Origin of the sequence: Sphingobium sp. JAI105, from assembly GCF_015752145.1 — a bacterium.
In the GTDB taxonomy this organism is placed as follows: domain Bacteria; phylum Pseudomonadota; class Alphaproteobacteria; order Sphingomonadales; family Sphingomonadaceae; genus Sphingobium; species Sphingobium xenophagum.
The window spans coordinates 1074628-1092917 of the sequence record NZ_JADOUC010000002.1; the positions used below are offsets into that span (position 1 = coordinate 1074628).

The 18290-nt window shown below is 62.3% G+C and carries 14 protein-coding genes and 1 riboswitch; of the genes, 6 read left to right on the forward strand and 8 right to left on the reverse strand.

What is annotated here, in order from left to right; genetic code table 11:
- Nucleotides 1-20 precede the first annotated feature (20 nt).
- Genes IWY39_RS22340 through IWY39_RS22355 form a run of 4 tightly spaced genes read right to left on the reverse strand, consistent with a single transcriptional unit; the run spans nt 21 to nt 3572 of the window.
- Nucleotides 21-884 (reverse strand): amidohydrolase family protein, encoded by an 864-nt coding sequence (locus tag IWY39_RS22340; RefSeq protein WP_196871715.1) that lies wholly within the window; start codon nt 882-884, stop codon nt 21-23.
- Nucleotides 884-1717, reverse strand: coding sequence for an SDR family NAD(P)-dependent oxidoreductase (locus tag IWY39_RS22345; RefSeq protein ID WP_196871716.1), 834 nt, complete (start codon nt 1715-1717; stop codon nt 884-886). Before IWY39_RS22345 ends, IWY39_RS22340 begins: the two co-directional genes overlap by 1 nt.
- On the reverse strand, nt 1714-2274 hold the full coding sequence (locus IWY39_RS22350; RefSeq protein WP_107124565.1) for a carboxymuconolactone decarboxylase family protein: 561 nt from the start codon (nt 2272-2274) through the stop codon (nt 1714-1716). Before IWY39_RS22350 ends, IWY39_RS22345 begins: the two co-directional genes overlap by 4 nt.
- Nucleotides 2271-3572, reverse strand: coding sequence for a cation:dicarboxylate symporter family transporter (locus IWY39_RS22355; RefSeq protein WP_181316711.1), 1302 nt, complete (start codon nt 3570-3572; stop codon nt 2271-2273). The genes IWY39_RS22350 and IWY39_RS22355 overlap by 4 nt, the downstream gene beginning before the upstream one ends.
- A 190-nt stretch (nt 3573-3762) precedes the next feature.
- Here IWY39_RS22355 and IWY39_RS22360 point away from each other — a divergent pair, with 190 nt between their 5' ends.
- A complete protein-coding gene (locus tag IWY39_RS22360) occupies nt 3763-4662 on the forward strand; it encodes a LysR family transcriptional regulator (protein WP_196871717.1) in 900 nt (299 codons plus the stop codon).
- A 91-nt stretch (nt 4663-4753) separates the two neighbouring features.
- Here IWY39_RS22360 and IWY39_RS22365 read toward each other — a convergent pair whose 3' ends face one another.
- The 3 genes from IWY39_RS22365 to IWY39_RS22375 form a co-directional block, all read right to left on the reverse strand.
- Complete coding sequence (locus IWY39_RS22365; RefSeq protein WP_107124568.1) at nt 4754-6778, reverse strand: M3 family metallopeptidase; 2025 nt, start codon at nt 6776-6778, stop codon at nt 4754-4756.
- A gap of 144 nt (nt 6779-6922) precedes the next feature.
- Complete coding sequence (gene tenA / locus IWY39_RS22370; protein ID WP_107124569.1) at nt 6923-7591, reverse strand: thiaminase II; 669 nt, start codon at nt 7589-7591, stop codon at nt 6923-6925.
- Nucleotides 7592-7599: 8 nt separating this feature from the next.
- Nucleotides 7600-9744: a TonB-dependent receptor gene (locus tag IWY39_RS22375; RefSeq protein ID WP_229380621.1), complete on the reverse strand. Its 2145-nt coding sequence runs from the start codon at nt 9742-9744 to the stop codon at nt 7600-7602.
- A riboswitch (TPP riboswitch) is annotated at nt 9735-9862 on the reverse strand. Its footprint overlaps the gene before it by 10 nt.
- A 190-nt stretch (nt 9863-10052) precedes the next feature.
- Between IWY39_RS22375 and IWY39_RS22380 the strand changes: the two genes are divergently transcribed.
- Nucleotides 10053-11228 (forward strand): carbohydrate porin, encoded by a 1176-nt coding sequence (locus IWY39_RS22380; RefSeq protein WP_229380622.1) that lies wholly within the window; start codon nt 10053-10055, stop codon nt 11226-11228.
- Here the strand turns inward: IWY39_RS22380 and IWY39_RS22385 are convergent.
- Nucleotides 11225-12463, reverse strand: a complete 1239-nt coding sequence (locus IWY39_RS22385; RefSeq protein ID WP_107124572.1) for an MFS transporter — start codon at nt 12461-12463, stop codon at nt 11225-11227. The two genes, IWY39_RS22380 and IWY39_RS22385, sit on opposite strands and share 4 nt — an antisense overlap.
- 181 nt (nt 12464-12644) lie before the next feature.
- Between IWY39_RS22385 and IWY39_RS22390 the strand changes: the two genes are divergently transcribed.
- The 4 genes from IWY39_RS22390 (at nt 12645) to IWY39_RS22405 (ending at nt 18289) form a co-directional block, all read left to right on the forward strand.
- Nucleotides 12645-14114, forward strand: coding sequence for an aldehyde dehydrogenase (locus tag IWY39_RS22390; protein WP_107124573.1), 1470 nt, complete (start codon nt 12645-12647; stop codon nt 14112-14114).
- A gap of 8 nt (nt 14115-14122) precedes the next feature.
- Nucleotides 14123-14527: a hypothetical protein gene (locus tag IWY39_RS22395; protein ID WP_229380623.1), complete on the forward strand. Its 405-nt coding sequence runs from the start codon at nt 14123-14125 to the stop codon at nt 14525-14527.
- Between the two features lie 148 nt (nt 14528-14675).
- Nucleotides 14676-15614 carry an AraC family transcriptional regulator gene (locus IWY39_RS22400; protein WP_107124575.1) on the forward strand — a complete coding sequence of 313 codons (939 nt, stop codon included), beginning with the start codon at nt 14676-14678 and terminating at the stop codon, nt 15612-15614.
- An 89-nt stretch (nt 15615-15703) separates the two neighbouring features.
- Nucleotides 15704-18289, forward strand: coding sequence for a TonB-dependent receptor (locus IWY39_RS22405; RefSeq protein WP_107124576.1), 2586 nt, complete (start codon nt 15704-15706; stop codon nt 18287-18289).
- Nucleotide 18290: the final 1 nt, after the last annotated feature.

The following is an 18290-nucleotide window of genomic DNA, read 5'->3' on the forward strand; positions in this document are numbered from 1 at the left end:
TGAGGAAGCCAGACCGCGCATCACGCGTACAACCGCGCGGGATTGTCGACGAAAAGGGCTTGGGCCGTTTCGGTGGAGTTACAAACCGCCAGCGCGAAGGCCAGCAACTGCGCATCGTCAGGCACTGGCCCCGAAACATTTGGATGGGGCCAGTCGCTGCCCCAGATCGCGCGATCAGGTGCTGCCTCCAATAGCCGCAGGGTATATTCGACGGCACGGTCCCAGGGACCAGCCTTGCCTCCCATGGCGCGGTCAACACCCGATAGCTTGATCCAGACATTGGGCGACGCGAGCGCAGCCAGCAGCGCAGCATCGCTCGCATCGCCTATAGCCTCAGTCAAGTCCGGCCTGGCCATATGATCGATCACGACCGCGACGTCGATCTTTGCCAGGTTGTCCACCAGCGACAGGGCCTGCGTGCCCTGACCATGTACCAGCACATGCCACCCCAGCGGCGCAACACGACTTGCCAGATCGACATATCGCACCGGATCTCTTGGCGCGCGGAGATGGCTCATCAGGTTGAAGCGCACGCCGCGAATGCCACCGGCATGCAGCGCCAGCAATTCATCCTCGCTGATCTCGTCATCGATCAGCGCCACGCCGCGATAATGACCTTCGCTCGCGGCAATGGCATCGAGGATCACCGAGTGATCGCGGCCATAGGGGACGGCCTGCACCAGCACGCCACGCTCGATCCCAAGCTTTGCATGAAGTGCGCGGAGAGAGGAAAATGTCGCTTCGGCGGGCCGATAGGCTGCATCCGCCGCAAGCGGGTAACGATCAAACGGGCCGTAGACATGCGCATGGCAATCCCAGGCGCCGACTGGAAGCGCGGGTGCTGGCGTCTTGCAGGTCGTGCTGGTGGGAGCTTCGATCATCATCAGTCGCACCGCGCTGTCATGCCGCCATCGACGACGATTTCGGTGCCGGTGACGAAACGCGCTTCGTCGCTCGCGAGATAAAGGGCGGCATAGGCCGTATCGCGTCCGTCGCCCATGAAGCCCAAAGGTATGCGCTTGAGACGGGAGGCGAGCAGCGCGTCCACATTGCCGCCGCTACGCTGACCTGCCAGACGTGCTTCGACCATGGGCGTGTGAAGCTGGCCGGGCACGACCGTATTCACGCGGATGCCTTTGGGGGCATATTCCACTGCTGTAACCCGGCCGAACTGAATGACGCCGGCCTTTGTCGCGGCATAGGCAACCTGCGGCGAGCCGGTGAACCGAATGCCCGACGTGGAGGCCGTGTTCACGATTGCGCCGCCGCCAGCTTTTTCAAGCTCTGGCAGGACATGCTTGCAGGTCAGGAACACGCTCTTGAGATTGAGATCGATCTGCGCGTCCCAGCTTTCTTCGGACAACGCAGCCGCCCCGCCAGCAGCGGAGCCGCCAACATTGTTAACAAGTATATCGACACGACCATATGCATCCACGCATGCAGCCACCATTTCCGCGACAGAAGCACTGTCGGTAATGTCGCAGGCATATGCGCACACTTCGCCACCAGCGTCGCGAATGCGGCGGAGCGTTTCTTCCATCGCCGCTTCGTTCCGGTCGACGGCAAACACTTTGGCGCCGGCAAGCGCGAACAACACGGCGACGGCGCGACCGTTGCCCCAGCCGGGACCGACGCAGCCCGCGCCGGTGACGATGGCCACCTTGTCGCGCAAACGGTCATTGGAAATCAGATCTTCGGGCACAAGGACTCCGTTCACGAAATGGATGATGGCAATTCGGGCGCGACACCGGCAGGCGGCGGCACTTCGAACACCTTGATGGTCATGGAAATGAGCGTGTAATATCCAGCTATTCCAACCAGATCGACGACGGCCAACTCACCTATGGCTGCGACCAGAGCCTTGTAGAGCTCGTCGTCGACCTGGCGTTCGGCATGCAGTTGGCGGACAAAATTATAGACGAGCCGCTCATCCTCACGCGCGAAAGGCGGCTCCTCGCCATCGCGGATCGCATCTATCACGGCATCGGAAAGACCCGCCTTGACGGCAAAGGGCCGATGTGCCGCCCACTCATATTCCGCCAGCCAGTGGCGCCCCAGGAGCAGGATCGCGAGTTCGGACAGGCGCGCCGGCACGCTGCTGTCATAACGACAATAGCGGCCAAGCGCCTGGGCGGCCTGCGCCAGTTCAGGCCGATGCAGCCAGATCGCCAGCGGGCCGCGAACGCCGCCACGCGGGCCACTGGCGATGGCGTCGTAGACCTTGCGCTGGTCGTCGGACAGGTGTGCAGGATCGATGGGGGTCAGGCGGTTCATGCGACCGGTCCTTCCGATGCGGCAGACTTATCCGATATGATCGGTGCAGGGGGTGCCGGTAACAAACTGCGCCCGGCCCTCTGCCCTGTTGCGCGAACGAAGGCTTCGGAATCGAATGCACCTTCCCAGCGCGCGATCGCGAAGACTGCGACTGTATTGCCGACGATGTTGGTGAGCGCTGTGGCCGTTGCCATGATCCGGTCGATGCCGAACAGCAGGCCAAGTCCGCCGAGTGGCAGGGAGCGGACCGATTGAAGCGTCGCGGCCAGTTTGATGAACGCCCCACCGGCCACGGTCGTGCCACCTTTGGAGGTCAGGCTTAGGATCGCCAGAAGGCCTATCTGCTGCCACAGGCCGAACGGCGTATCGGTTGCCTGCGCGATGAAGCCTATGGCCACGGCCATATAGATTGATGTGCCGTCGAGGTTGAAGCTGTAGCCTGCTGGCAGGACGAAACCGACGACCACGTCATCACATCCGGCGCGCTTCAGTTTTTCGAGCAATCGCGGAAAGACGACCTCTCCGGACGCGGTGCCGAAGACCAGGAGTATCTCGTCGCGGATCAGCCGAAGGATGGCGAAGAAGGGAAGTCCGATGGCCCGGCTGATTGCGGCAAGGACAATGAAGACGAACAGAAAGGATGCCGCATAATAGACGGCAATCAGCTTCAGCAGATAATATAGCGTGATACCGCCGTTGCCGCCCACGGCGGCAGCCATCGCTCCGAAGGCGCCCAGCGGAGCCAACTTCATCAGAAATGACAGCATCTTGAAGAGGATCGCCTGGGCTTCTTCAATCCCGCGTACAGTGAGTGAATCTGGCCCGCACACGCGGTTGATGGCCATTCCTGCGAGGAGCGATACCAACAGCACCTGCAGAATGTCCCCCTTGGCAAAGGCATCGACGAGGGTGTGGGGAATGATATTCAGCAGAAAGCCGACAGTATCTACCCCGCCGGCCGCGACGGCGGCTTCAGGTTCGGCGAGATCGGCGGCATGAAGGCCCACGCCCGGCGCAAATATGTTGACCATCATCATGCCGACGATCATCGCAACCGTGCTGACAACTTCGAAATATACCAGCGATTTCAAACCCATCCGACCAAGCTTGCGCATGTCGGACACATGGGTCAGTCCATGTACCAGCGTCAGAAAGATGATCGGCGCGAGCATCATCTTGAGCAGGGCGATGAACGCTTGACCCAAGGGCTTCATGGCGACCGCAAGATCCGGGGCAACGAGTCCCAGGACCACGGCGCAGGCTAGCGCAATCAGAACCTGAACATGCAGTTTCGGCAAAGTGCTGGCCCCTCGGTTTTCTTGTGCCGCGCCGGAGTACGGCACAGCCCTTATTGCATCCAACGATGTAACGCAGACTGGCCAGCTAGATCAAAAACCTTTTTTTTATACTTTGATATGCCATATCGACATAGCTCATACATTCTGCTGTATGGATTGAATGGATTTTCGCGAACTTCGTACCTTCAGAATGGTCGCCCACACGGGGAGCTTCAGCCGGGCGGCCGAGGAGTTGAGAGTTGCTCAACCGGCTCTCAGTCGCCAGGTCGCGCGGCTTGAGGAGGAATTGAAGGTCGCGCTGTTCGTTCGGCACGGCCGCGGCGTCGCTTTGACGCCGGCTGGCGCCCGACTGCTCGATCGCGCCGAAATCATGCTCCATTACCTGCACGAAACCGCCGACGTCGTGCGCGATGACGATGCGCAGGAACGCGGGCGCTTGGCGGTCGGGCTCACGCCCGCGATCGGACATGCAATCGGACCGGCGTTGATCCGACGGTTTCGCGAGCGATGGCCGAAGGCGACCCTTTATGTAAGGGAGGGTTTGAGCACGTCATTGCAGACATGGTTGCTGGACGGCAGCGTGCAGGCCGCAGTCGTCTACAACCAACCGTTGCTCGAAGCCTTCGACATCATTCCGTTGTTCAGCGAACCCATGGCGCTAGTCGCTCCGCCGCATGAGACCCCGCGCACCCTGCGCTTTAGCGAACTGGCGGAACTGCCGCTGATCCTGCCCGCCATGCCGCACAGCAATCGCAGGCTCATAGAGCAGACTGCAATCCAGCACAGCACAAAGCTGCGCGTGGTGCTCGAAGTCGACAGCGTGGCCTTGACCCGACAGTTGGTGCGCGAAGGCCTGGGCTACTCGATCACTGCGGAACTCTCTTTGCAAACAGCCATGGCCGAAGGTCTGGTGACGGCGCACCGCATAGAGCGGCCAATATTGCGATCGCAAGTCGGTCTGGCGACGTTGCGGGATCTGCGCGACAGCATTCTGGTGCAAAGCTGGGTCGAGATGCTGACATCGGAATTGAAGACGCTGGTGTCCAGCGGCCCTTGGTCTCGCACGGCGAAATGGCTGGGGAGGCATTAGAGCAACAAGGCGATCCAGAGTCCCGACGGCATCGACTATTTGCCGCTAACCGGGTACTGGCTTCGTCAAAGCCGAAAGCCTGCCCCCAGCCTTACGCCGCCAGTCCCAGCGCGCGCAGCAGGGCGGCGGAATCGGGTTGACGTCCGCGGAAAGCGACGAAATTGTCGATTGCCGGGCGCGATCCGCCGCGCGCCAGAACATGGTCGCGAAACAGGCCGCCCAGCGCGGCGCGATCTGCCTTATCCTCGGCAAAGGCTTCAAAGGCGTCGGCCGACAGGCGTTCGGCCCACAAATAGCTGTAATAGCCAGCGGCATAACCGCCCGCAAAAATATGGCTGAAACTGTGCGAGAAGCGATGCCATGCCGGAGGGTGGATCACTGCCACATCCTGGCGCACGGCAGCGACAATTTCTTGCACTGTCGGGCCATCCTCTTGCGCCGCCGACTGGTGCAGGCGCAGATCGAACAAGGCAAATTCGACCTGCCGCAGCAGCGCCACCGCGCCCATGAAACGCCGCGCCGCCAGCATCCTTGCGATCATGGCTTCGTCCAGTGGCAGGCCGCTTTCCTCATGCGCGGACACGCGCCGCAACATCGCTGGTTCCCAGGCGAAATTCTCCATGAACTGGCTGGGCAGTTCCACCGCGTCCCATTCGACGCCCGATATGCCACCGACCGATGGCACATCCACCTGCGTCAGCAGATGATGGAGGCAATGGCCCATTTCGTGGAACAGGGTCACCATTTCCTGATGGGTCAGATGCGCCGGGCGATCCGCGCTGCCGCTGGCGAAATTGCACACCAGATAGGCGATGGGAATGTGCACCGTCTCGGCTTCGCGCAAGCGTGGGCGACACACGTCCATCCATGCTCCGCCACGCTTGCCAGCGCGAGCGAACAGATCGCAATAGAGCGCGGCTATCGGTACGCCATCGGCATCATGCACGGTGAAATAGCGCACATCCTCATGCCAGACCGGCGCGCCGTCGGCTGGTCGGATGTCCACTCCGTACAGTTCGGTGACCAGAGCAAAAAGGCCGTCCAATATACGCGCGAGCGGCAGATGTGCGCGAATTTCCGCCTCGTCCAGGGCATGGACCGCGCGCCGCATTCGCTCGGTCGCATAGGCGATATCCCAAGGCTCCAACCGGTCGATACCCAGCTGCGCCTGCGCAAATTTCGCCAGTTCGGCCAGTTCCCGCTCCGCATGGGGGCGGGCGCGCCGGGCAAGATCGACCAGAAATGCATCGACTTCTTCACCATCGCGCGCCATTTTGGTGGAGAGCGACAAGGCGACAGGGTCGGCATAGCCCAACAGCCCCGCCGCCGCCTGCCGCAACGCCAGCAACTGTGTAATCCGGTCGCTATTGTCGAACTGCCCGGCATGAGGCCCCTGATCGGAGGCGCGGGTGCCATAGGCCTCATAAACGGTGTGCCGTAGATCGCGATCGTCGGCAAAGCCGGTAATCGCGCGCACCGACGGCGCGTGAAGATCGATCAGCCAGCCGTCCAGGCCCTTCGCCTCCGCCGTGCGGGCCATGGCGTTGCGGTCGCTTTCCGGCACGCCTGCCAGTCGGGCGGGGTCGGTGATGTGCAGCGTCCAGGCTTCGGTCGCGTCCATGACCGCATTGGCAAATTCGGTCGCCAATCGGCCCTGTGCCACGCTGTTGGCGGCAAAGGCCTCCCGCTCCGCGCCGTCCAGGCCCACGCCAGACAGCTCAAACCCTTGCAATGTCAGCGCCAGCGCGCGTGCCTGCGCTTCGTCCAGCCCGTCGCGCGGGATGGCGGCCAGCGCGTCATAGAGCGCGCGATCTTGCCCGACTTCGGCAAAATAGCTGTCGATCATCGGCTGCGCGTCGCCATGCGCTGCGCGCAGTTCGGGCGTGTTCGCGACCCCGACCAGATGGGACACGGTCTGCCATACCCGCGACAGGGTGGCATCGGCGCGATCCTTCGCCAGAAAGATCGCGTCATAGCCTTGCGCGCTGGCACAGCGCCGCATCGCGGCGCGATGATCGGCAATCGCCGTTTCGACGGCGGGCAGGATATGGTCGGGCCGAATGTCGCCAAAACGCGGGTGCAGGCCGGAATCGAGCAGGGGGTTCGTCTGTGTCATGACGCTTCTTTACACAGGGCAATATGCCCTGTCTGCCCGCATCCACTCGCTTGATCGAGGCGAACGCCCAGTCCATCCGCCGCAATATGCCGGACGCCAGAATGGGCCATGCTCCCCCGCTTGGGCCAGCGGCCTATTGGCGGATCAGACCGGCCAGCTTTCCAGCCGCCAGGCCGAATCCCAGAACATCCATTCATAGCGGGTCGCGTTGCGGAAGGCGCGGGCCATGGCGTCGCGCACCGCCGGAGTCGTGGCGGCGGCCGCTTCGTCCACCAGCGCGCGAACCCGGTCGGTCGCCCCCCCAAAACCGGGATCGGCATAGGTTTCGATCCACGGCGCATAGGGGTTGGGGCTGACCGCGCGCGGCTTGATGGCGCAGCCGACTTCCCAATAGACCCAGAAACAGGGCAGGATGCCAGCAACCAATTCCTCATAGCTGCGGGTCGCGGCCAGGCTGGCGAGATAGCTGGTATAGCCAAGGCAGGAGGGGGTTGGCTCGGCACCCTGCGCTGTGATTGCGCTTACGCCGAACTGAGCGAAGAAGGCCTGATGCAGCGCTTCTTCAACCTGCACCGCAACTTTCGCGCCGTCGGAAAATTCCAGCCGCCCCGCGGCACTGGGCGCGCGGGCCGCGGCGATCGCCAATGTGCGGGCATATTCAGCCAGATAGAGGCTGTCCTGCACGATATAATGTTGGAAGCTGTCGCGTGGCAATGTTCCGTCTGCCAGCGCGGTCAGGAATGGATGGGCCAGGATAGCCTGCCGCAACGGGGCGACGTCCGCCCAGATCTGATCGCAAAAGCCCATCGCCATGTCCTTCGTCAAAAGCGCACGGATGCGCTGGCGCCAAATTGGCGGCCGGTGTTGATGGTGAAACTGTCGAACGGTCCATCCGGGCCAAGGCCCAGCAGTAGCGGCAATTGCTGCTGGCCAAAAGCCGAGATCGCCCAGCGCTTGTCGAGCAGGTTCTTGGCCCAAAGGTCAAACGTCCATGCCCCGTGGCTGACGCCTATACGCCCATCAACCGAGGTGTAGCCAGGTGAATGGAGGATATTGTCGATCTCGAAATCGACGCGTGCGACATAGGCGACACTAAGCCGAACATTGACGGTCGCAGGTCCAGCGGCGCCCTGCCAGCCAATGCCGCTGTTGATGGTCCAGTCCGGCGCGTTGGGGGTGCGCTTGCCGCTCATGTCCAGGATAGAGGGTTCACCCGGTTCTGGCGTGGGGTTGGGCGTGAAATAGGTGCCGGTGCGGCTGTGGGTCCAGGCCAGTCCGCCATCCAGGCTGAAGCCCGCGCCCAGCGCCGCCTGCGCCGACGCTTCGATCCCGTGGACATCGACCTGTGGCACCGACAGGACGACCGAATTGCCAAGGAACACGGTATTCTGGAAATTGTCATAGTCAGTGATAAAGCCCGCGAGCGACAGGCGGATGCGCCCATCCGCGCTCTCACCCTTGACGCCCGCCTCGATAGAGCGGGTGGTTTCGGCCGGGAACACGGCCTGCCATACATCGGTCGGGCCGGGCAGGGGGTTGAAGCCGCCCGCCTTGAAACCGATCGCGCCGGTGACATAGGCGGTCAGATGATCGGTCGGGCGCCAGGCGAGCGACAGTTTGGGCTGCCATTTCTCGAACGTCCGGGCACGTTGCGCGACAGTCGTCCCACTCACAGTACCGACCGTATCTTCCTTGCGCCGGTCGCGGTCATAGCGCAGCGCCAGCGTGGCTTCGACCTGTGGCGCAATGTCGTAGCTCGCCTGCCCGAAAACACCCATCTGGCTGGAGCGGGTTTCCGCGCGCAGCGCTTCGCTGCCGAACAGCAGCGGCCCGAAATCATCGGTCCGGTTGCGCTCCAGCCGTTGGTAGAACAGGCCGACATGCCAGCGCAGCGGCCCGTCGCCGCGTGACGTCAGCCGGGTTTCGCTGGTCCAGGCTTTTATATCAACAGGTTGGGAGATGGGTTGAATACCACCCGGGAACAATGGCGCGCCGAACAGCGTCAATGGCTTGTCATTGCGAAAATCCAGTTCTTCAACGAAATCCTTATGATAATCGTCATAGCCGCCAGCCCATGTGAAGAGCGGCCCGTCACCCGCTTCCTGTTCATAGCTGGCCTGCGCGCCCCACCATGTACGCGATGCCCGCCCTTCAAAATCCCCGAACGGGTCGGTCAATGCCGCACCCGACAGTCGCCCGCCATGAAGGCCAGTAACATTGCCCGATGAAATATAGGCCGCCCCGCCTTCTTCGTTGGCCCAGCCCAGGCGAAAGCGGAACGTCGCCGTTTCGTTCAGCGCAACCTTTGCCTTCAGGCGCAGATTGCGGCTGATGCTGCCATCGACCTTCTTGTCCAGAAAGCTGTTGCGGATGAAGCCGTCGCTGTTGCGATAGGAACCGGCCAGGCGCAGTTGCACCTGTTCCGACACAGGGGCATTGACCACGCCGTCGGCGGTCCAGGTCAGGCCGTTGCCGATCCCGACTCCTGCTTCGCCGCCCCAGTCCGGGCCGGGATCGTTGGTCGTCATGGCGATGACCCCGCCCGATGCCGACCGGCCGAACAACGCGCCCTGCGGCCCCTTCAAAATCTCGACCCGCGCCAGATCATAGGGGCGCAGCGTGAAAAGTTCGGAATCGGGCAGCGCCAATCCGTCGACAATATAGGCGATGGAGGGCGATTGGCTGCGGTTGGTGGATACGCCCCGCACGGACATGAGGTTGGTGCCCGGATCCTGATCGTTGATGATGAAGATGCCGGGCGTTGCCGCGATGAAATCGTCGATCGTGGTCAGGCGCTGCGCGGCGATGGCGGCGGGACCATAGACGGCGATCGTGTCGGGCACCCGGATTTCGGCTTCTGCGCGGCCGCGCGCGGTGACGACGATGCTGTCGTCCGCATGGGCGTAGCCTGAACCCAGTAGCAGTGCGATCGATATGGCAGGCGACATAATGGCGTAAAGACGCATATCCCTATTCCTCCGCCGGTGTGAGCCGGATCAGGTTCGCGGGTTTGCAGACTGGACGCCCCCTGCGCCCGATCCGCCTCTCAGCCCTGACAGCGCCAGGACACCCCGTGGGTTGAAACTGTCGGTGCGCCTATGGCGTCCTGCACCGGGCGTCAATCGGTGGCTGAGGGTCTGGCGCATATTCATGCTGAAATGGGGTCGGTTTTCAGTCGACTATGGCGTCTGGCGAGGATCATCCGTTATCGACGCCGCAGCCCGACCTTTATTCTTCCTGCTGCTATGACCTGCGTACCGGCCCTTTTACCATCATGATGATCGCCCCCTTTCTGTTGCTGGCCGCTGCGGCGGATGATGCGTTGCCGCGGCGACCCCATTCGCACATCCATGCGGCGGGAGAGATTGACGAGACGCAGGGGCCGGTGCTGCTGGAGGTCACCTATACCGGCGAAGTGATGGCCAATGTGGCGGGCGGGTTGAAGCGGCGCGCGCGCTATCTCGATAATCTCGACATAGTGCTGGAGGTTGATCTGGAGGCGACGCTGGGTTGGCGCGGGGCCGAGGCGCATGTCTATGGCCTCTACAATAATGGCGCGTCGATCTCCAACGCGGTGGGGGACGTACACGCAGTCAGTAATATCGAAACGGGGACGCGGGCATTCAGACTATATGAAGCCTGGATCAACCAGACGATCGCGCCCGGCCTGTCGCTGAAGGCAGGATTATATGATCTCAACTCGGAATTTGATGCGCTCGACGCCGCTGGCGTTTTCGTCGGCAGCGCTCATGGGATCGGCAGCGATATTTCGCTGACGGGTCGCAATGGTCCGTCGATCTTCCCATGGACATCGCTGGCCGCGCGTGTCGAATGGCAGCCGGCCGAGGGCTGGGCTGTGCGCGCTGCGATATTGGACGGGGTGCCGGGCGATCCCGACCATCCGGCCCGCACCGCGATCAAACTGGGTAACGGCGATGGTGCGCTGCTGATCGGTGAACTCGACGTGCCGATTGCCGGCGCGCGACTGTTGCTGGGGCATTGGCGCTACACAGCGACGTTCGAGGCCTGGGACGGAAGCATGGGGCGGGGCAATGCCGGGGTCTATCTGCGTGGGGAAATGCCGCTGATGACCGATGGCGATGAGAAGGTGGACGGCTTCTTCCGGCTTGGGACGTCAAGCGGGCGGTTCAACATGTTCGACCGGTTCGCCAGTCTGGGCGTAAAATGGACAGGCGCGGTAAACGGGCGGCCGGAGGACGAGCTTGGTCTGGCGGTGGTGACGGCCTCCACATCTCCCGATTATCGCCGAAGCAGCGCCGCGCAGCGCACCGAATCGGTCGCCGAAATCACCTATCGTGCGCCGCTGTCGCCATGGCTTACCGTGCAGCCCAACCTGCAATATGTCCACAATCCCGGCGCTGACCCGACCATCCGCGACGCCTGGGTCGTCGGGCTGCGCTTTGCCATTGGTTCGCGCCTGATCGACTAGGGGTGATCGCATCCGGACTGGCCAGCGCGACGCGCGGCGGGCAGGGCGAATGTGATCAGCAGGCAAAGCGCCATGGGCAGGATCGCGAACAGGAAGAAGGGCTCCGGACCCGCGCCGTTGCCGATCAGCCAGCCACCGGCCAGCGGCCCGCCGATCGCGCCGATACGGGCGACTGCCACGCCAAAGCCAATGGCAGTGGCCAGACAATCGGCCGGAAAGACGCCGGTGACGACGGCCATGATGCACAGATGCACCCCGACAATGCCGCCGCCCGCCACCAGCAGCAGCAAGTTGGTCGACAAAGTCCCGGCAGACGGCATCGCCAGCAGGGCGAAAGCCGCGATGATCGTGACATAGGCACCCGCCAGCGCCAGCACGGCATGGTTGCGATCAATCAGCCAGGCGAGCGCCAGAGCGATGACCAGTCCACCCGACTGGATGATGGTGATCGATCGTGCGGCCTGATCCAGCGTGAAGCCCGCCTGCGGCAGCAGGGTCGGCGTCCAACTGATGATAAGATAGAGGCCGAAAGCATTGATACCATAGAGTAATGCAAAAACGATCGTCGGGAACCGCAGCGGCCTGCGCAATATGCGGGCAAGCGGGCGGACGGTGCGGGCGTCAGTTCCGGGCTCTGCTCTCTTTTCGGGCGGAAATAGCAGGAACAGGGCGAGCGCAAGCAGCAATGTCGCTGCGCCCGGCAACAGGAACAGGGCGCGCCAACCGCCCAGCGCGATCAGCGGTGGCGCAATCAGGCCCGCCACGATCGCGCCGAAGGAGATGCCGAGCGATACGATCGTCAACGTGCTTGCGCGTCGCCCCGGCGGCGCCCAGATCGCGGCCAGCGCAGTGACGTTGGGCAGGCATGCGCCCAGAGCCAAGCCAGTCAGCAAGCGCCATATGATGAAGCTGGCGATGTTCGTTCCGCTGGCCGTCGCCATGGTCAACAGGCCGATACAGATGACCGAGAGGGTGATCATCCGGCGGCGGCCGAAGCGATCCCCCAGCGGCGCCAGCAAAACCGCGCCGACGCCCAGGCCCAGCAATACCGCCGAAAGGGCAAAGCCGAAGCGTGCGGGCGGAATGTCCAGTGCCTTTGCGATATGGGGCAACGCCAGCGGCATCGCTGCCAGATCATAACCATCGACGAACAGGACCAGCCCGCACAGGAACAATGACAGGATCAGCCGCGGGGTAAAAGATGGCGTTATGCCCATGTCCTGCGGACGGGTCATGGATCGGCATTCCTCTCTGTGGGCATTGCGCAGCGCTTATCGTAACGAATGATATAATTGATTGGCACCACCCCAGCCTGTCAAGCGCTAAAAATCGAGCGAACGGGTTGCGATAATAATAACGACCGTTATAGTGTGCCGCTGAAAAGGCGTAGTGCGCCAGCCAGGAAGAGGATAGACCATGGTTCCCGACAACATCCATATCGCCCATCCCGACAAGCTGTTCATTGGTGGCGCGTGGGTCGGATCGACGGCTGACCGGATGATCGAAATCGTTTCGCCCAACAGCGAGGCGGTTATTGCCCGCGTCGTCGATGGAACCGAAGCGGACATGGACCGCGCCGTCGCTGCCGCATGCACGGCGTTCGATGATGGCCCATGGTCCACCATGGCGCCTGCCGAGCGTGGCGCGATCGTGCGGCGGATGGGCGAAGAATTGGGCAAGCGCGCGCCTGAACTGTCGGCTGCCTGGACGGCGCAGGTCGGTGGCCTCGCCAGCTTCGCGCCAATCATGACTGGCGGTGCGACCGCGACATTCATGGCGATTGCAGGCTATGCCGACAGCTTTCCCTTTGTCGAAAAACGTCCGGCGAGCCAGGTCCATACGGCGATCGTGGCGCAGGAACCCGCTGGCGTTGTCGCCGCGATCGCGCCCTGGAACGCGCCCTATGGCATCATGTCGTCCAAAGTCGCCTATGCCATGGTTGCAGGCTGCACCGTCATCATGAAGCCGTCGCCGGAGACCCCGCTGGAAGCCTATATCATAGCCGAAGCGGCGGAAGCGGCAGGGGTGCCAGCCGGCGTGGTCAATCTGGTTGCGGCGGGACGGGACGCCTCCGACCATCTGGTCCGCAACCCCGGCATCGACAAGGTAACCTTCACCGGATCGACGCTGGCGGGCAAGCGGATCGGCGAGGTCTGCGCCGGGCGGGTCGCGCGCTGCACGCTGGAACTGGGCGGCAAATCGGCAGCGATCGTGCGCGACGATTTTCCCATAGAGGTCGCCGCTGCAATTCTGGGCAACACCATCACGATCATGAGCGGACAGGTTTGCGCCATGCTGTCGCGTGCGATCGTGCCGCGCCATCGTCATGACGAACTGGCCGACGCCATTGCGAAGGTGATGCAGGGCATCCGCATCGGCCATAGCGATGCGCCCGATACACAGCTTGGCCCGGTGGCGATGAAGCGCCAGTTGGAACGGGTGGAGGAATATGTCGCGCTGGGTCGCGCAAGTGCCGATCTCGTGACCGGCGGCAACCGTCCTGCCCATATGAACAGCGGCTATTTCATTGAACCCACCCTGTTCGCGAATGTGGATAACAAGAGCCGCATCGCGCAGGAGGAAATTTTCGGCCCCGTGCTGTGCCTCATTCCCGCCGATGATGAGGAGGATGCAATCCGCATCGCCAATGACAGCGCCTTTGGCCTGAACGGATCGGTGCTGACCAATGACGCCGATGCCGCCTATCGCATCGGCCGTCGCATCCGCGCAGGCGGATTCGGGCAGAATGGCATGAAGATGGAGTTCGGCCTGCCTTTTGGCGGCTTCAAGCAATCGGGGATCGGGCGCGAGGGCGGGGTGGAAGGCCTGCACGCCTATCTGGAAACCAAGACCATGTTGCTCGACGCCACGCCCAGCGGCTTTTGAGCATAATCGTGCTGGATGCGCAGGGGCGGGGGCAGGGGGCCGCCTATACCGCCTCCCGTATCATTTACGGGGGGTGGTTCCTGTTTTCGGGGATAGAATATTTCACCCCCTTCGATCTTCAGCCGCTGGGCAACACGCCGCTGGCGCAGGAATTCACCCTGGCGCTGATCCACAGCGGCTTGTTCGCCTGGATCAAGATCATGGAGGTGATCGTGGCGCTGCTGGTGCTGGCGAACCGGGCGGTATTGCCTGCCGCGCTGGCCAGCGTGCCGCTCAATGTCGTGATCGGTTACTGGAATTTCGTGCTGGATCCGGGCGTAGTCGAATATGCGTTCGGCATCGTCACGCTATTGCTCAACGCCTTCCTGCTCTGGCCATGGCGCAGGGAATTGATCGGCCTGCTGCGTTGGTAGCCTGTGATATATCGGCCATATTGCCAGTTTCGTATGCTTGGGATACTTTTTCGTCCTGTGGGATGACTCGCTGACGACCAGCAATAGCGTCGCGGTGGGCGAAGAGAGGGATGCAGGGCATGGCTCATGATGTTCTAGATCGTGTGGAGTGCGTCCGCTGAGCGCGGTCGAGCGTTTTTCCACCCGGCTGGTGCCGCCACCGCGTCGCCAGCGTTTCTGGCGAGAGGTCGTTGCCGAAGCCTTCCCCGGCATGACCGCCCACGCGCCCGAAGGCATCAAGGCGGATCTGGCGCGCTGGTCGCTGGGCGGCGTGGGGCTGGCGCGGGCGCGCAGCGAACGGGCGCAGGTCAGCCGGATCGCGACCGATGGAGAGGAACGGCATCTGCTGCTCCATCTGCTCCATCGCGGGTCGGTGACCATGCTGCACGGCGATCGCAGCAGTATTGCCCGCGTTGGCGACATCGTGATCGCCGATGACCGCCACCCCTATTCCATCGACATTTCGCAGTATAACGACTGCCTGATCCTGCAAATACCGGTTGCGATGATGGGCGATGATATTGCGGGGCGCGACTGGCATGGTTGCCTGTTGCCGTCCACCAACCCCCATGTCCTGTTCATGGCCCATATGCTCCACGGCCTGTGGTCGCAGCGCGACCAGTTTGATCATCTGGATGACGATGCCGGGATATTGCTGGCCGATGCGGCGCAGATGATGTGCCGTCGCAGCACATTGGAAAGGCCATCCATCCATCAGTTGCGCTCTCCGATTGAATATGCGCTGGAACATCTGGGCAATCCCGATCTCGGCACGGCACTGATCGGCCAGGCGCTGAACCTGTCGCCGCGCGCCGTGCAGAAAAATTTCGTCCGTCAGGTCGGGCTGACGCCGACCGCCTTCATCACCGTGCGACGCCTCGAACGCGCGGCCGCGTTGCTGGCTTGCGACGACGGGCGCACGATTACCGACGTAGCGTTCGAAGTCGGTTTTAACGATTCCGCCTTCTTCACCCGCTGTTTTCGCAAGCATTTCGGCGTCGCGCCGAGCCAATGGCGCAGCAGCAACGGGCGTTCGCTTGCGTCCTGATCCCAGGTTCGTCTGAATCCAAGACCTTTGCCTCCATAGCGCCTATCAGGACATCAAGCCGCCGATACAGGCGCGATGTTCCAGGGGAGATGAAGATGGGCAAGTCCATGATTGCGATGCTGATGGCGTCCAGCGCGCTGGTCGTAACACCAGCAATGGCGCAGGATGCCGAACAAAGCGGCGGCATCGCCGAAATCGTCGTAACCGCGCAGAAACGCGCGGAAAATGTGCAGGACGTGCCGATCGCCATTTCGGCCTTTACCTCTGAATCCTTGCAGGAACGGGCCGTCGGCAGCGTGGCGCAGCTCTCGGCTATCACCCCCAACGTCAATCTGGACGCAGGCACGCCCTTCTCCGGCTCCACCGCCGTGCTGTCCGCCTATATTCGCGGCATCGGCTCGGACGATTTCGCCTTCAACATCGATCCGGGCGTCGGCATCTATCTGGACGGCGTCTATCTCGCCCGTACCGTCGGCGCGAACCAGGATCTGCTGGACGTCGAACGGGTTGAAATCCTCAAGGGGCCGCAAGGGACGCTGTTTGGTCGCAACACGATCGGCGGCGCGATCTCCATCGTCACTGCCGATCCGGGCAACGCGTTCAAGGCGAAGGGCGATGTGACGGTGGGCAGTTATAATCTGTTCCAGGCGCGCGGATCGGTAACCGTCCCCGTCACCGATGGCCTCAGCTCTGCCTTGACCTTTGGCATCAAGTCGCGCGACGGGTTCCTCAAGCGCCTGCGCTATCCGGACCAGCGCGCCAATAATGCGCCCCCCTTCACCGCCTTTTCCGCCGCTGGCTATGACAGCGCCAACAAGGAAGGGGCCAACGATAACTGGAACCTGCGCGGAAAGCTGCGCTGGGACAATGGCGGCGCTGTGCGGGCGACCTTCTCCGGCGACTATAGCAAGGACAAGGGGACGTCCGCCAACAAGCTGATCGGCACGGCTGAATTCGTACCCGGCAATTTCGCTGGCACGACCAACCTGCCCGGTACGGCCTTCGACCCTACCGGGACTACCGGCTTCCTGTTTGCCGGCCTGTATAATTTCTGCATCGGCAGCACGGGCGCGGAAATTGCGGCGCGCAACGCCCAGGCGCTGTGCGGCGTATCGGGTACCCAGTTCAATCCGCAATTCCAGCTGGCCAGCGTTGCCAGCGCGAATGTCGATGGCAACCCGGCGAATGACCGGCTGCCCTGGGATGGCCGCTACCTGATTGCCAACAAGGACCGCAGCTATGCCAGCGGCAACAGCTATTCCAATCTGGAAAGCTGGGGACTGAGCGGCATTGTCGATTTCGATCTGGCCGACAATGTCGCGCTCAAATCGATCACGGCCTATCGTGAATTGCACTGGAATGCAGGGCTGGATGCCGACGGGTCGCCGCTCAACTTCCTGCAACTCAGCTTCACCATGAACCAGTGGCAGTTCAGCCAGGAATTCCAGCTGCTCGGCAATGCGTTCGATGAAAAGCTGCGCTATGTGCTGGGGGCCTATTATTTCAAGGAAGCGGGCGACCTGCACGACTATGTGACCTTTGGCGAAGGTCTGGTGCAGGTGGACGGCCCCAACCAGTTGAGCACCAAAAATTACGCCTTCTTCGGCCAGATCGACTATCGGCCCATCGACCTGATCGGCATCACCATCGGCGGGCGCTACACCAATGAACGCAAGCGGTTCGAAGGCGGGCAGCAGGAACTGAACGGGTTTAACTACAAGCTGTTTGGCTGCGCCGACGCCAATGGCAATATCTTCCCCGGCGGCCCGTTTCCGCTGGCGCCGATCCCATGCCAGGTGGGATTGAGCTATCCTGATCCGACCAACCCGGTGCGCGTCTATACGCCTGGCGTCAATCGCAAGAAATTCAGCGATTTTTCGCCCAAGGTTGGGGTGCAGCTTCACCCGTCGGAAGATGTCATGCTCTATGGCAGCTGGTCGAAGGGGTATAAGACGGGTGGTTGGACCACGCGCCTCACCAACCCGCAGGGCAATGTCGCACCCGACTTTAACGAGGAAAAGGCGACGACCTGGGAAGCGGGCATCAAGTCGACGCTGCTGGACCGCCATCTGCAACTCAATGCGGCGTTGTTCTCGACCAAATATCGCGACATTCAGCTCAATATTCAGATCGGCACGTCGCCAACCATTGCCAATGCGGGCGACGCGCGTATTCGCGGGTTCGAACTGGAAATGGTTGCGGCGCCTGTCGATGGCCTGACGATCAACGGCGCGATCGGCTATATCGACGCCCAATATACGTCGGTGTCGGCAGGGGCTGCGGCTGTCGGCGGAGCCAACCCCTTCCAGGCGGGCACTTTGGTGGGCGAATCTCTCCCCAAAACGCCCAAATGGAAGGTCAATCTCAGTCCGCGTTATGAAGCGACGCTGGGCAATGGCGGATCGGTGGTGCTGCTGGCGGACTGGACCTATACGTCCAGCGCGTGGAACGATACGCAGCGGACCTTGCTGCTCAAGCGTGTATCGACCGACATCGTGAACGCCTCGATCAGCTATCGCGAACCCGACGGCCACTGGTCGCTCACGGCGGGCGGCACCAACCTCACGGACAAGCGCTTCCTGACATCCGGCGGGTCGAACATCGCGGCGGGGGCTATGTTTGGCACCTATAACCGTCCAGGCGAATGGTATGTTCGCTTCGGGTTCGAATTCTGAT

Excerpts from the sequence above, each read along its gene's own strand:
- IWY39_RS22340 (WP_196871715.1), bottom strand. The coding sequence starts at position 884 with ATGATGATCGAAGCTCCCACCAGCACGACCTGCAAGACGCCAGCACCC.
- IWY39_RS22350 (WP_107124565.1), bottom strand. The coding sequence starts at position 2,274 with ATGAACCGCCTGACCCCCATCGATCCTGCACACCTGTCCGACGACCAG.
- IWY39_RS22360 (WP_196871717.1), top strand. The coding sequence starts at position 3,763 with ATGGTCGCCCACACGGGGAGCTTCAGCCGGGCGGCCGAGGAGTTGAGA.
- IWY39_RS22365 (WP_107124568.1), bottom strand. The coding sequence starts at position 6,778 with ATGACACAGACGAACCCCCTGCTCGATTCCGGCCTGCACCCGCGTTTT.
- tenA (WP_107124569.1), bottom strand. The coding sequence starts at position 7,591 with ATGGCGATGGGCTTTTGCGATCAGATCTGGGCGGACGTCGCCCCGTTG.
- IWY39_RS22375 (WP_229380621.1), bottom strand. The coding sequence starts at position 9,744 with ATGCGTCTTTACGCCATTATGTCGCCTGCCATATCGATCGCACTGCTA.
- IWY39_RS22380 (WP_229380622.1), top strand. The coding sequence starts at position 10,053 with ATGATGATCGCCCCCTTTCTGTTGCTGGCCGCTGCGGCGGATGATGCG.
- IWY39_RS22385 (WP_107124572.1), bottom strand. The coding sequence starts at position 12,463 with ATGACCCGTCCGCAGGACATGGGCATAACGCCATCTTTTACCCCGCGG.
- IWY39_RS22390 (WP_107124573.1), top strand. The coding sequence starts at position 12,645 with ATGGTTCCCGACAACATCCATATCGCCCATCCCGACAAGCTGTTCATT.
- IWY39_RS22405 (WP_107124576.1), top strand. The coding sequence starts at position 15,704 with ATGAAGATGGGCAAGTCCATGATTGCGATGCTGATGGCGTCCAGCGCG.